This is a genomic window from Pseudarthrobacter sp. BIM B-2242, assembly GCF_014764445.1.
Taxonomy (GTDB): Bacteria; Actinomycetota; Actinomycetes; order Actinomycetales; family Micrococcaceae; genus Arthrobacter; species Arthrobacter luteus_A.
In genome coordinates, this window is record NZ_CP061721.1 from 89,920 (window position 1) to 102,927 (window position 13,008).

General features: G+C 64.3%; 10 protein-coding genes. 1 reads left to right on the plus strand and 9 read right to left on the minus strand.

The features are described 5' to 3' along the window. The 7 genes from gcl to IDT60_RS00470 all read right to left on the minus strand — a co-directional run bounded on the left by gcl (position 1) and on the right by IDT60_RS00470 (position 9,139). Entirely contained in the window at positions 1-1,779 is a 1,779-nt protein-coding gene (gene gcl, locus IDT60_RS00440; protein WP_191080454.1) for a glyoxylate carboligase, read from the minus strand. Positions 1,780-1,909: 130 nt separating this feature from the next. Further along, positions 1,910-2,788: a 2-hydroxy-3-oxopropionate reductase gene (locus IDT60_RS00445; RefSeq protein ID WP_191080455.1), complete on the minus strand. Its 879-nt coding sequence runs from the start codon at positions 2,786-2,788 to the stop codon at positions 1,910-1,912. Positions 2,789-2,908: 120 nt separating this feature from the next. Then, positions 2,909-3,709, minus strand: coding sequence for a hydroxypyruvate isomerase family protein (locus IDT60_RS00450; RefSeq protein WP_191080456.1), 801 nt, complete (start codon positions 3,707-3,709; stop codon positions 2,909-2,911). 220 nt (positions 3,710-3,929) lie between these two features. Beyond that, positions 3,930-4,742 carry a bifunctional allantoicase/(S)-ureidoglycine aminohydrolase gene (locus tag IDT60_RS00455; protein ID WP_164203651.1) on the minus strand — a complete coding sequence of 271 codons (813 nt, stop codon included), beginning with the start codon at positions 4,740-4,742 and terminating at the stop codon, positions 3,930-3,932. A 15-nt stretch (positions 4,743-4,757) separates the two neighbouring features. Further along, complete coding sequence (locus IDT60_RS00460; protein ID WP_191080457.1) at positions 4,758-6,035, minus strand: aldolase; 1,278 nt, start codon at positions 6,033-6,035, stop codon at positions 4,758-4,760. Positions 6,036-6,038: 3 nt separating this feature from the next. Beyond that, positions 6,039-7,652 carry a malate synthase A gene (gene aceB / locus IDT60_RS00465; RefSeq protein WP_191080458.1) on the minus strand — a complete coding sequence of 538 codons (1,614 nt, stop codon included), beginning with the start codon at positions 7,650-7,652 and terminating at the stop codon, positions 6,039-6,041. A 38-nt stretch (positions 7,653-7,690) separates the two neighbouring features. Then, positions 7,691-9,139, minus strand: a complete 1,449-nt coding sequence (locus IDT60_RS00470; protein ID WP_191080459.1) for an NAD-dependent malic enzyme — start codon at positions 9,137-9,139, stop codon at positions 7,691-7,693. A 208-nt stretch (positions 9,140-9,347) separates the two neighbouring features. Between IDT60_RS00470 and IDT60_RS00475 the strand changes: the two genes are divergently transcribed. Continuing rightward, positions 9,348-10,103 carry an IclR family transcriptional regulator gene (locus IDT60_RS00475; protein WP_191080460.1) on the plus strand — a complete coding sequence of 252 codons (756 nt, stop codon included), beginning with the start codon at positions 9,348-9,350 and terminating at the stop codon, positions 10,101-10,103. An 85-nt stretch (positions 10,104-10,188) separates the two neighbouring features. On the opposite strand, the gene IDT60_RS00480 is transcribed toward IDT60_RS00475, so the two are convergent. After that, positions 10,189-11,697 (minus strand): nucleobase:cation symporter-2 family protein, encoded by a 1,509-nt coding sequence (locus IDT60_RS00480; RefSeq protein ID WP_191080461.1) that lies wholly within the window; start codon positions 11,695-11,697, stop codon positions 10,189-10,191. Positions 11,698-11,827: 130 nt separating this feature from the next. Beyond that, positions 11,828-12,736, minus strand: coding sequence for a factor-independent urate hydroxylase (gene pucL, locus IDT60_RS00485; RefSeq protein ID WP_191080462.1), 909 nt, complete (start codon positions 12,734-12,736; stop codon positions 11,828-11,830). Positions 12,737-13,008: the final 272 nt, after the last annotated feature.

A 13,008-nucleotide genomic window follows, 5' to 3' on the forward strand; every position in this document is an offset into this window, starting at 1 on the left:
TTAGCCCTGCATCGCAAGGATCGCGGTGGGGGCGTCGGCGGCCGTCTCTGCCAGTTCCTCGAACTCGTTCACGGCGTTGATTTCCACACCCATGGAGATGTTGGTGATCTTTTCCAGGATCACTTCAACCACCACGGGGACCTTGAACTCGCCCATGAGGGCTTTGGCCTTGTCAAAGGCTGCGGCGAGGTCGTTGGGGTCCTGCACCCGGACGGCCTTGCAGCCGAGGCCCTCCGCAACCTTGAGGTGGTCAACGCCGTAGCCGTTGGTCTCGGGGCTGTTGATGTTGTCGAACGCGAGGGACACGTTTTGTTCCATCTGGAAGCCGCGCTGGGACTGGCGGATCAGGCCCAGGTACGAGTTGTTGACCACCACGTGGATGTACGGCAGGTTGAACTGCGCGCCGACGGCCAGTTCCTCGATCATGAACTGGAAGTCGTAGTCTCCGGAGAGGGCCACGACGGTTTCCTCGGGCTTGCCGCGGACGACGCCGAGGGCTGCCGGTCCGGTCCAGCCCAAGGGTCCGGCCTGGCCGGCGTTGATCCACTTGCGGGGTCCGAAGACGTGCAGCATCTGGGCGCCGGCGATCTGGGACAGGCCGATGGTGGACACATAGATGGTGTCGCGGCCGAAGGACTTGTTCATCTCCTCATACACGCGCTGGGGCTTGATGGGGATGTTCTCGAAGTGCGTCTTGCGGTGCTGGGAGGCCTTGCGCTCCTGGCATTCGGCAACCCAGGCGCTGTAGTCCGGCAGGGACGTGGCAGCCTTGCGTTCGGCAGCCAGTTCAATCAGGCCGGCCAGCGCCGCGCCCGCGTCGGAGGCGATGCCCAGGTCCGGGGAGAAGACGCGGCCGATCTGCGTGGGCTCGATGTCGATGTGTACGAATGTGCGGCCGGCGGTGTAGGTGTCCAGGCCGCCGGTGTGGCGGTTGGCCCAGCGGTTGCCGATGCCGATGACAAAGTCGCTGCGCAGGTAGTTTTCGTTGCCGTAACGGTGCGAGGTCTGCAGGCCCACCATTCCGGCCATCAGGCGATGATCGTCCGGGATCGCGCCCCAGCCCATCAGGGTGGGAATAACCGGTATGCTCAGGATCTCGGCCAGTTCCACCAGTTGCGCGGAGGCGTCGGCGTTGATGATGCCGCCGCCGGCCACGATCAGGGGACGCTCGCCGGCTGTCAGCATGTCCAGTGCCTTTTCGAGCTGCCGGCGGCTGGCCTTGGGCTTTTCGACGGGCAGGGGCTCGTAGGTGTCGATGTCGAATTCGATTTCGGCCATCTGCACGTCAATGGGCAGGTCCAGCAGGACCGGGCCCGGGCGGCCGGAGCGCATCAGCTGGAACGCCTTCTGGAACGCGCCGGGAACCTGGCCGGGTTCGAGGATGGTCATGGCCATTTTGGTGAGGGGCTTGGCGATGGATTCGATGTCCACGGCCTGGAAGTCTTCTTTGTGCAGCTTGGCCACGGGGGCCTGGCCGGTGATGCACAGCATCGGGATGGAATCGGCCCAGGCGGCGTAGAGCCCGGTGATCATGTCGGTTCCGGCAGGACCGGAGGTACCGATGCAGATGCCGATGTTCCCGTCCTTGGCGCGGCTATAGCCGTCGGCCATGTGGCTGGCACCTTCGACGTGGCGGGCCAGGGTGTGGCGGATGCCGCCGTGGGCCCGCATGGCTGAATAGAAGGGGTTGATTGCTGCCCCTGGCAGGCCGAACGCCTCGATGGCGCCTTCCTTTTCCAGGATGGCAACCGCTGCATCAACGGTACGCATCTTGCTCATGGTGTGCTCCTAGTGAAACTTTGGGGGCCCGTGCGGGCTGTTTTTGGGTGTGCTGAGGGAGCCGCCGTCGTTTTCATGTACGACGGCGGGTCCCCTGCTGGTGTTTCTTAGGCGCCTGTGGCGCTGGTGCTTATTTCCGGCCGCTGAACTGGAGGACCTGCTTGAAGAGTCCTGAGTGGTCCAGTGCGCCGTCGCCCTGGTTGACGGTGGCGGCGACGAGCTGGGCGACGACGGCGCCGAGGGGGACGGCGACGTTGGCTTCGCGGGCGGCGGAGGTGACGATGCCCAGGTCCTTGTGGTGCAGGGCCAGGCGGAAGCCGGGGTCGAAGTTGCGGTCCAGCATCTTCTGGCCCTTCTGGTCGAGGACCTTGGAGCCGGCCAGGCCGCCGCCGAGGACCTTGAGCGCGGCGTCGGTGTCCACGCCGTAGGCCTCAAGGAAAGCGATGGCCTCGGCGAGGACCTCGATGTTGACGGCCACGATCAGCTGGTTGGCTGCCTTGACGGTCTGGCCGGAGCCGGACGGACCCACGTGGACGATTGTCTTGCCGACGGCGTTCAGGATGTCCTGGGCTGCCTCGAAGTCTGCCTTTTCGCCGCCCACCATGATGGACAGGACGGCGTCGATGGCGCCCTGCTCGCCGCCGGAAACCGGGGCGTCCAGCGGGCGGATACCGGCTTCGCGGGCGTCGTCGGCGAGCCTCTTGGCAACGTCAGGGCGGATGCTGGAGGCGTCGATCCAGAGGGTGCCCTTCTTCGCGTTGGCGAAGACGCCGTCCGTGCCGCTGACTACGCCGTCAACGTCGGGGGAGTCCGGCACCATGGTGATGACGACGTCGGCATCCTTAACTGCATCAGCAATGCTCGTGGCACCCTTGCCGCCTTCGGAGACGAGCTTGTCGATCTTGTCCTGGCTGCGGTTGAAGCCGGTGACGGTGTGCCCGGCCTTGACCAGGTTGATGGCCATGGGCAGGCCCATGATTCCGAGTCCGATAACTGCAACGTTGCTCATGATGGTTCCTTTTCTGAAAGTCTGTGGTGATTGCGGAAGCCGGACCCAACTAGGTAGCGCTATCTGTCGTTTAGAGCACTAAACGACAGATAGCGCTACTCAGTTGGGCTGGGCGGTTGGTTAGCGGGAGGCGTGTTCGCGGATGGCCCAGCTGAACGCGGTCTCCTGCGGTTCCTTGTACTCGAGGCCGATGTAGCCTTCGTAACCGAGTTCGCGGCTGCGGGCGATCCATGCGCCGAGGGGAAGCTCGCCGGTGCCGGGGGCGCCGCGGCCGGGATTGTCGGCGATCTGGATGTGGCCGAAGTCCTTGGCGTGGTTGTCGATGACGGCTGCGACGTCGTCGCCGTTGACTGCCAGGTGGTAGAAGTCGGCGAGGAGCTTGACGTTCTCTGCGCCGGAGGCTTCCTTGACGCGGGCAATCACTGTGAGGGCATCCGCTGCGGTGAGAAGCGGGTACCGGGGGGCGCCGCTGACAGGTTCGAGGAGGACGGTGCCTCCGATCCGGGCGACACCTTCAGCGGCTGCGGCCAGGTTCTTGACCGCCAGTTCGTCCTGCTCTTCGGGCGTGAAGTCGTCCTGCCTGTTGCCGTAGAGGGCGTTGAAAGCCTGGCAGCCCAGGCGCTCACCGATGCCGGCCACAACGTCGATGTTGTCCTTGAACTCGGAGCAGCGTCCCTTCCAGGAGACCAGGCCGCGGTCGCCCCCGGGCATGTTGCCGGCGTTGAAGTTCAGGCCGGTGAGCTGGACCCCTGCGTCCTTGATGGCGTTCTCGAATTTGGCGACCTGGGCGTCCGTGGGGACGGAGGTTTCGAAAGGCCACCAGAACTCGACCGCGTCGAAGCCTGCGGCCTTCGCGGCTGCGGGGCGCTCGAGCAGGGGGAGCTCCGTGAGGAGGATGGAGCAGTTCACTGTGTACGTCATCGTAGGTCCTTCCGGGGAGGGCTTGTGTCCACATTCCCATTCGCGTCCCGGTTTATCCGTTTCCGCTTTATGGAATTTAGATTCTGCTTTATGAAAAGTCTAGGGAATGGTGAAGCTGGAGTCAAGGGGCGGCGGCAGGGAGCGGAGAGGCCCCTCCCGGATTCACAACAAACAAAAACGGACGGCCCCTGGCAGGGCCGCCCGTTTCAGTTGGTCGCGATCAGGTCAGGCGGACTTGCCGGTTCATGTCCTTATAAAGCAGGTAGCGGAACTCGCCCGGGCCGCCGGCATAGCAGGCTTGCGGGCAAAAGGCACGGAGCCACATGAAGTCCCCGGCTTCCACTTCCACCCAGTCGTTGTTGAGCAGGTACATGGCCTTGCCTTCAAGGACGTACAGGCCGTGCTCCATCACGTGGGTTTCCGGGAAAGGGATCACGCCGCCGGGCTGGAACGTCACGATGTTCACCTGCATGTCGTGGGCGAGGTCGTTGGAGTCCGTGAAGCGGGTGGTCTTCCAGACGTCGTTCGTGTCCGGCATGGACGTCGGTTCCACGTCCTTTTCGTTGGTGACAAAGGATTTGGCTTCGTAGCCTTCCAGGCGTTCGTAGGCTTTGCGGATCCAATGGAATGAGACCACGTCATCGGACACGTTCTCCAGGCCCCACTCCGAGCCGGCAGCCAGGTAGGCGTAGCCGCCTTCCTCCAGCTGGTGCAGTTCTCCGTCGAGGGCGAGGTTGACTGTGCCGCGGGTAACGAAAATGACGCCTTCCACCCCGGCCTCGAACTCGGCCTTGGGGGCGCCTCCGCCCGGGCCGATCTCGACAATGAGCTGCGAGAAGGTGGTGGCAAAGCCGGAGATGGGGCGGGCGATGATCCAGGAGCGGGTGTTGTTGAAGCCGGGCAGGTTGGACGTGACGATATCCGTCATGACGCCCTTGGGGATGACGGTGTACGCCTCCGTGACGATGGCGCGCTCGGTGGTGAGGTGGGTCTGGGGCGGCAGGCCGCCCTCAGGGGAGTAGTACTTTCCCATTAGGATGATCCTTACTTAAGAGTTGGAAGGGGCGGCGAGCCGCGGGTGGGCCAGTGCGGTCAGGTGCGGGACGCCGACGCCGGCAAGCGCCTGGACTTCGTCCACGCCCACGGCGCCGCACTGGAACCCGCGCAGCACGAAGGCTGCCAGCGCGCGGGCCGTGGCGGGTTCGTCCATCACGCCGCCGTCGGTCTGCTCCACGTAGTTCCGCAGCCGGGCCGCGGCAGCCGGGAGTCCTTCGCGGTAGAACGCATACGTGGCGGCGAAGCGGCTGGGCAGCTGGGCGGGGTGGAGGTCCCAGCCCTGGTAGTAGCCGCGCTCCAGCGACCGGCGGACCAGGCGGCCGTGCAGCGCCCAGGCGTTTTCGACGTTGTCACCCACGGGGATGATGTTGGTGGAACCGTCAGAGAGCCGGATGCCCGTTCCCGCGACAGCGAGCTGCATTACTTCCTTGGCGAAGTCGGCCACGGGGTGTTCCATGGACTGGTATTCGGCGGAGATCTGCAGCGATGCGGAGTAGTCGTAGGTGCCGTAGTGCAGGGCGCTGATGCGTCCCGGGACCAGGTGCGGCAGCTGCGCTACCGGGGAGGTGCCGTCCGGCCCCAGGATGAGCTGCGGGGTTTCCACCTGGACCTCGAAGCGGAGCCGGCCGGCAGGGAGGGAGTGGACTTCCTCAAGCCGGGAGACCGCATAATCCATGGCCTGGACCTGGGCCGCCGTGGTGACTTTGGGCAGGGTCAGGACCAGGCCCTCGGGAAGTTCGCCGGCCGCTGCGAGCCCGGAGACGAAGAGGTCCAGCGTCCGGAGCCCCCGGGCACGGGTGGCAGCTTCGAAGCACTTGAACCGTATGCCGATGAACGGGGGAGCGGTGCCGGCCGCGACTGCGGCGGCCACGGCGGACGCGGCGGCAACCGCGGCGGCGTCCTCGGCATCATCGCCTCTGTCCCCGAAGCCGTCCTCGAAGTCCAGGCGGAGGTCCTCGATCGGTTCGCTTTCCAGCTTTTCCCGGACCCGGGACGCAACCGCCCCGGCGAGGTGGGCGTCCTGGCCCAGCAACGCGCACAGGCGTTCCAGCCCGCCGTGAGCTGCCGCCGTCGTCAGCGCCTGGGAACCCCAATCGGCGGCGAAGGAGGGCGTGAACCGGTCGGCGGGGACGTAGACGGTGTGGACGGGCTGGCGTGAGCCGTCATCGTCCGGATAGTTCCGCTCCAGCAGTTGGTCCGTGGCGGCCAGCCGGGCATTGATGCCTGCGATATCCGCCGCGGTGAGCGACGGGGTGTAAGAGGCAGCCATGGCTCAGCCCACCAGTTCGTAGGCCGGGGTGGTGAGGAAGTCCGTGTAGTCCTCGGAGAGGCAGATTTCCGCTATCAGGTCGCTGGCCGGCCGGTAGTAGCGGGTGAAAGCTTCGTCGCCGGCTTCGGTGCGGAGCCGCTCGGTTTCCTCGGCCAGGATTCGCTCCACGAGTTCCCGGGTGACGGTGTTGCCGGTGTCCGCCAGGAGGGACTTGTTCCGGATCTGCTGCCAGACCTGGGACCGGGAGATCTCGGCCGTGGCGGCGTCTTCCATCAGGTTGTGGATGGCCACGGCGCCGTTCCCGGAGAGCCAGACGCCGGTGTAGGCGACGGCAACATAGAGGTTTAGGCGGAGCCCGGCCTCCGTGATCTGGCCGTCGGCCGAGGCGATGTCCAGCAGCTGGTCAGCCGTGACACTGACCTCCGGGCGCTGCTTGTCCAGCTGGTTGGGACGGCCGCCGTTTTCCGGATCGCCAAGCACGGCGTCGAACACCTCCTGGCAGGTGGACACCAGGTCCGGGTGCGCCACCCAGGAACCGTCGAACCCGTCGTTGGCTTCACGGGTCTTGTCCGCGCGGACCTTGGCGAACGCTGCCTCGGTTACCTCGGGCTGTTTGCGGTTGGGGATGAACGCCGCCATGCCGCCCATGGCGAAGGCGCCGCGCTTGTGGCAGGTCTTGACCAGCAGTTCGGTATAGGCGCGCATGAAGGGTGCGGTCATGGCCACGGAGGCGCGGTCCGGGAGGACAAACTGTTCGCCTGCGTCGCGGAAGTACTTGATGATGCTGAAGAGGTAGTCCCAGCGGCCGGCGTTGAGTCCGGAGGCGTGGTCCCGGAGTTCGTAGAGGATTTCGTCCATCTCGAACGCGGCGGGGATGGTTTCGATCAGGACGGTGGCCCGGACCGTGCCCTGCGGGATGCCGAGGTAGTCCTGGGCGAAGACGAAGACCTCGTTCCAGAGGCGGGCCTCGAGGTGGCTCTCCATCTTGGGCAGGTAGTAATAGGGGCCGTGGCCGTTGAGAATCAGTTGTTTGGCCACGTGGAAGAAGTGCAGGCCGAAGTCCACCAGCGCACCCACGGCGGGTTCGCCGTCGATCAGCAGGTGTTTCTCGGGCAGGTGCCAGCCGCGCGGTCGGGCCACCACCACGGCCAGCGGCGCATCGGTGCGCAGGCTGTATTCCTTGCCTTCGGCGGAGCTGTAGCTGAGGGTGCCCCGGGCGGCGTCGCGGAGGTTCAGGATGGAGTCGATGACGTTTCCCCAGGTTGGCGTGCTGGCGTCCTCGAGGTCGGCCAGCCACACCTTGGCGCCGGAGTTCAGGGCGTTGATGGCCATTTTCGCCGGGGAGGCGGGGCCGGTCATTTCCACCCGGCGGTCCTGCAAAGGTGCCGGCGCCGCTGCAACTTTCCAGTCGCCGTCGCGCACGTCCCGGGTTTCAGGCAGGAAGTCCAGCTTGCCGGTTTCTGCGACCTTCTGGCGCTTGGCGCCGCGGGCAGTGAGCGTCTCGTTGCGGGTGCCGGCGAAGCGGAGGTGAAGTTCTTCGATGAATGCCAGCGCCTCGGGGGTGAGGATTTCCTCAGCCCGGTCGATCGGCCGGGGGTCTGTGACGGTGATGGCCATTTCTGGTCCTTTCGTTGGCTGCGGGTCAGGCGGTGTCATCAGAGTGCGGCGGCGTAGACCGCGTCGCCCGTCGGGGCAGCATCATGCGGTGCGGCGGCGTTTGCTGCATGTCCTGCGGCTTGTGCCACCGCAGTTGCGACGTCGGCCGCAACGTGCGGATCGAAGACGCTGGGAATGATGTAGCTGGCGTTGAGCTCATCGTCTGCCACCCGGTTGGCGATTGCCTCGGCCGCGGCCACCAGCATTTCGGGGGTGATGTCCGAGGCTCCGGCATCCAGGAGTCCGCGGAAGAATCCCGGGAAGGCCAGAACGTTGTTGATCTGGTTGGGGAAATCACTGCGACCGGTAGCTACGACTGCAGCGTGGCGTGCCGCGACGGCGGGGTCGATCTCCGGGGTGGGGTTGGCCATGGCGAACACGATGGAGTCCTTGGCCATGGAGGCAACGTGTTCCTCACCGATCACGTGCGGTGCGCTCACGCCGATGAACACGTCCGCGCCCTTGAGGGCTTCGTGCAGCGTGCCGGCGAAGCCTTCCTCGTTGGTGTTGGCAGCGATCCAGGTTCGGTGCTCGTCGGCATATTCCTGGCCGGCGTGAATGGCCCCGGAACGGCCGGCGGCCACAATATGGCGGGCGCCCTGGGCTTTGAGGAGCTGGATGATGGCGGAGCCGGCGGCACCGACGCCTGACACGACGATTCTCACGTCCTCAAGCTTTTTGTCAACGACGCGCAGGGCGTTGACCAGGGCGGCGAGGGTGACGATCGCGGTGCCGTGCTGGTCGTCGTGGAAGACGGGGATGTCCAGTTCTTCGCGGAGGCGGTTCTCGATCTCGAAACAGCGGGGTGCGGCGATGTCCTCAAGGTTCACGCCGCCGTAGACAGGAGCGAGAGCTTTGACGATTTTGATGATTTCCTCGGTGTCCTGGGTGTCCAGGCAGACGGGCCAGGCATCGACATTGGCGAACTGCTTGAACAGTGCCGCTTTGCCTTCCATGACGGGCAGGGCTGCGGCCGGGCCGATGTTGCCCAGGCCCAGGACGGCCGAACCGTCCGTGACCACAGCGATGGTGTTGCGCTTGACGGTCAGGTTGCGGGCCAATGCGGGATCCTCGGCAATAGCCATGCATACGCGGGCGACCCCCGGGGTGTAGGCGCGGGAAAGATCGTCACGGTTGCGCAGGGCGACCTTGGGGACAACTTCAAGCTTGCCGCCGAGGTGCATCAAAAAGGTGCGGTCCGAGACGTGCTGGACGGAAACGCCCTCGAGGGCGTTGAGTGCGTCCTTGACCCGCGCGGCGTGGGCGTCATCAGTGGTGTTGCAGGTGACGTCGACAACCAGGGTCTCGTGGTGGGACTCGGTGACGTCCAATGCCGTGATGGCTGCGCCTGCCGCTCCGACTGCCGCGGCCAGCTCACTGGTGGCCGAGAAGCTGGACGGCGCTTCCACGCGCAGGGTAATCGAATTTCCGGGGCTGGGGTTCGCCATTGAAGAGTCCTCTGTTCTGGCCCATGGATGGCCGGACTACTGGAAAGATATTTTCGTATTATGGATATTATTATCTACTTTGTGGAATTACAAGCCTCGAAACCGAGTCCCGCCGGCCTATCTCCGATGCGGTATCGTGAGACGTCTAGGGCATTCTTTTCACGATGCGGATAAGATTTGTCGGAAACCGAGTCGCAGGAGCAGTCCCATGGCTGAGAAATCCCCCGGAGGCGTTCAGTCTGTTGAGCGCGTCTTTGAACTGTTGGAACTGATTACTGATGCAGGCGGGGACGTCACGCTCAGTGAACTCTCGTCCTCGACCGACCTTCCCCTGCCCACCATCCACCGGCTCCTGCGCACCCTGGTCACTCTTGGCTATATCCGTCAGCTGCCCAACCGCAGGTACGCCTTGGGCCCCCGGTTGATCAGGCTCGGCGAAGGCGCTAACAAGCAGCTGGGTGCCGTGGCCCGGCCGCAGCTCAAATCCCTCGTGGATCACTTGGGGGAAACGGCCAACATGGCCGTGCTGGATTCGGACATGGTGATCTACGTGGCTCAAGTTCCTTCCTTGCATTCCATGCGGATGTTCACCGAAGTTGGACGCCGCGCCCATACCCACGACACCGGCGTGGGTAAGGCCATCCTGGCCCAGCTTGATGACGCGGCGGTCCGCGGGATCGTCGCGCGTACCGGAATGCCCACGCCGACGTCCAAGAGCATTGGCGACATCGAATCCCTCCTGGCGGACTTGGACCGGATCCGGGAACGCGGGTACGCCATTGACGAGGAGGAACAGGAGTTGGGCGTCCGGTGTTTTGCCATGGCCGTACCCAACGCCCCCACCCCCGCCGCGATCTCGGTCTCCGGACCTGTTTCGCGCGTTGACCGGTCCTTCGGCGACCGCGCCGTCCCTATGCTTCGGGAAGCCGCGCAGGCGATTTCGGACGAGCTCAACCGCGCCTGATCCTGTCTCTGACGTGGTTCGGCTTGCAGCGCTACGGACGGCGGCCCTTCTTTCGGGAGGGCCGCCGCCGTCGTTAACTGTGGTTCTAGTGTTCAGGTGCCTTCCCGGATGACTGGACCGCAACTTCCTTGCCGTCGCAGTCGATGAGCTTGCCGCCTTCATAACGGTCGCCGTCGGCCAGGCACTTGAGGTCCTCTTCCCGGACCACCCGGCCGGTGCCGGCAACAAACACGGATTGGTTCTCTGAGTTGCCGGCCTTTAGGTGGTTGAACAGCAGGTTAAGCAGGATGGCCATGACCGCTGCCGAGCTGATGCCGGAGTGGAAGATGGTGCCGAACCAGGTGGGGAACTTGTCGTAAAAGGTGGGTGCGGCGATCGGGATCATGCCAAAGCCGATCGAAGCGGCCACGATGATCAGGTTCATGTTGTTGCGGTATTCCACCTTAGCCAGGGTCCTGATGCCGCTGGCCGCGACGGTACCGAACAGGACGATCCCCGCGCCACCAAGAACGGCGGTCGGAACGGCTGCGACCACGCGGCCCAGGACGGGCAGCAAGCCCAGCAGCACCAGGATCACACCGCCGGCCGCCACCACGTAGCGGCTTTTGATTTTAGTGACCGCCACCAGGCCGACGTTCTGCGCGAACGCGCTCTGGGTGAACGAGCCGAAAATCGGTGCGATCAGGCTGGAGCCCATGTCGGCGCGCAGCCCGGCTGCGATCCGCTTGGAGTCCGTCCGTGTGCCAACGATCTCTCCGACGGCGAGAATGTCCGCCATGGTTTCGGTCAGGATCACCAGCACCACAATCACCATGGAGATGATGGCTGCGATTTCGAACGTTGGCGCACCCAGGTGGAACGGCGTGGGAAATGCCACGATAGGCCCGTTGCCCACCTTGGAAAAGTCCGCCATGCCAGCCAGCACCGCCACGATGGTGCCTACCACCATGGCCAGAAGTATGGACAAGCGGGAGATCGTGGCACTGCCGACCTTGCTCAGGAGGAGGACGAGCGCGAGGGTGATGGCCGCCAGCCCGATATTGGCCATGCTTCCGTAGTCCTCTGCTTTCCGGTTTCCACCCATGGCCCAGTTGGCTGCCACAGGCATCAGCGTCAGCCCGATGGTGGTGATAACAGTGCCGGTGACTACGGGAGGGAAGAAGCGGACGATCTTGGAGAAGACCGGCGCGATCAGCAGGCCGATTGCTGCCGAAACCATCACCGCTCCGAAGACCGAGGGCAGGCCGCCACCCCCGCTGACGATGGCCACCATTGTGGCGACGCTGGCGAAGGAGACGCCTTGGACCAGCGGCAGTTGCGAGCCGAAGAACGGAACGCCGATGGTCTGCAGCAGGGTGGCAAGGCCACCCATGAAGAGTGCCGCCGCGATGAGTACTCCAATGTCTGCGGGGGAGAGGCCGGCCGCCTGGCCGACGATCAGCGGGACGGCAATGATCCCGCCGTACATGGTGAGGACGTGCTGGAAGCCGTAGGCAAAGCTGCTGCCGATGGAAAGGCGCTGGTCTTCCGGACGATCCGCAACAGGGCGTTTGGTGCGCGGAGTGGCGGCTTTAAGGGGTTTGTTGATGTTCATGGCAGACTTTCTGGTTCATGGCAGACGTCTTCGTCTGTCTAACGTGGTCTGGCTGTGGATTCGACGGGCTCAATCACTTGCTCAGCGACGGCCGGTGGCCTGTGATTGAGCCCGTCGGAGTACCGATGATTTAGCAGAATCCGGTGATGCCGGACCAGGCGATGTCAGCGGGGGTGGCGTCGTCACGCTGGACTGTGGCCTCAATCAGGCCGTAGGGACGGTCTGCTGCGAAGAAGACCTCGTTGGGGTTGTCGAGGCCAAACGGCGAAAGATCCACGAGGAAGTGGTGTTTGTTCGGCATCGAGAACTTGATCTCGTCAATGTCGCTGTGGGCTTCCAGGACCTTCGTGCCCATGTCGAACAGGGTCTGCTGCAGGGCGTGGGAGTAGTTCTCCGTGAATCCTTCGAGCAGGAGCGCTTTGACGTCGTCGTAGCTCTTGTTGAAGTCCACGGTATTGAAATCGGTTCCGGTCTTGAAGCGCCAGCGGGCGGAAACGTCGGTGGCCAGGATACGGTCCGTGGTTTCGGCGAGAGTGGTGTATTTGTCCTTCGGGTAGCCCACGAAGCCCGACTCCGTGGACTTCAGGACGGTCAGGTCCCTCAGGCCGGAGATCAGGTGTGCGTCGGCGCCGTCCCGGACCAGGACCGCCGTGCGGACTTCCTGGCCGTTGCGCACGAATGAGTGGTTGTGCCCCTCACCGTGCGCCTGGATGCGGTCCCAGCTGTAGGACTCGGCTTCCCAACGGCCTCCCGTGACCCAGGCGAAGCCGGACGTGAAATGTTCGCCCAGGCGCAGGAGGAAGGCCTCGGGAGAGCCGACGCCGTCACGGGCAAAGGCATAGATGGTGTTTTTCTGGGTGTCGGTTGGCACCACATGTCCGTTATCGCCCTCCAGGTGGGCGGCCGCGAAGTCTCCGCGCAGCTGCGAGGTGACGTTCAGGTCTTCAATCTCATGGCGGTCCGTGTCCCGCGTGATCTTTACAACCCGGACTTCGGCCTTGCCGTACTGGTTGTGGCCGAGGATGATTTTGCTGCTCATGGTCAGATTCCCAACTTCAGGTACGTGGCACTGCGTCCACATAGAAAGTAAGCGCGCGTTACCCGCACGTTTCTTGTACCGTCGGCCCATAAAAAAGAGCCGACATCGATAGATGTCAGCTCATTACGACCCTGCCTGCTGCTCCCAGGTTACGTGGCTTTCGGCCACGAATTGACAATTAGCGTAGCCCAGCCCGGCCGTGTTGTACATCACAAACTGAAAAATCGGTTTGTGACTGCCGGCTCCCCGGATCCGTTGACGAGCACGGGTGG

What these genes read in the sequence shown, in the direction of transcription:
- gcl (WP_191080454.1), bottom strand. Translation starts at nt 1,779, where the DNA reads ATGAGCAAGATGCGTACCGTTGATGCAGCGGTTGCCATCCTGGAAAAG.
- IDT60_RS00445 (WP_191080455.1), bottom strand. Translation starts at nt 2,788, where the DNA reads ATGAGCAACGTTGCAGTTATCGGACTCGGAATCATGGGCCTGCCCATG.
- IDT60_RS00450 (WP_191080456.1), bottom strand. Translation starts at nt 3,709, where the DNA reads ATGACGTACACAGTGAACTGCTCCATCCTCCTCACGGAGCTCCCCCTG.
- IDT60_RS00455 (WP_164203651.1), bottom strand. Translation starts at nt 4,742, where the DNA reads ATGGGAAAGTACTACTCCCCTGAGGGCGGCCTGCCGCCCCAGACCCAC.
- IDT60_RS00460 (WP_191080457.1), bottom strand. Translation starts at nt 6,035, where the DNA reads ATGGCTGCCTCTTACACCCCGTCGCTCACCGCGGCGGATATCGCAGGC.
- aceB (WP_191080458.1), bottom strand. Translation starts at nt 7,652, where the DNA reads ATGGCCATCACCGTCACAGACCCCCGGCCGATCGACCGGGCTGAGGAA.
- IDT60_RS00470 (WP_191080459.1), bottom strand. Translation starts at nt 9,139, where the DNA reads ATGGCGAACCCCAGCCCCGGAAATTCGATTACCCTGCGCGTGGAAGCG.
- IDT60_RS00475 (WP_191080460.1), top strand. Translation starts at nt 9,348, where the DNA reads ATGGCTGAGAAATCCCCCGGAGGCGTTCAGTCTGTTGAGCGCGTCTTT.
- IDT60_RS00480 (WP_191080461.1), bottom strand. Translation starts at nt 11,697, where the DNA reads ATGAACATCAACAAACCCCTTAAAGCCGCCACTCCGCGCACCAAACGC.
- pucL (WP_191080462.1), bottom strand. Translation starts at nt 12,736, where the DNA reads ATGAGCAGCAAAATCATCCTCGGCCACAACCAGTACGGCAAGGCCGAA.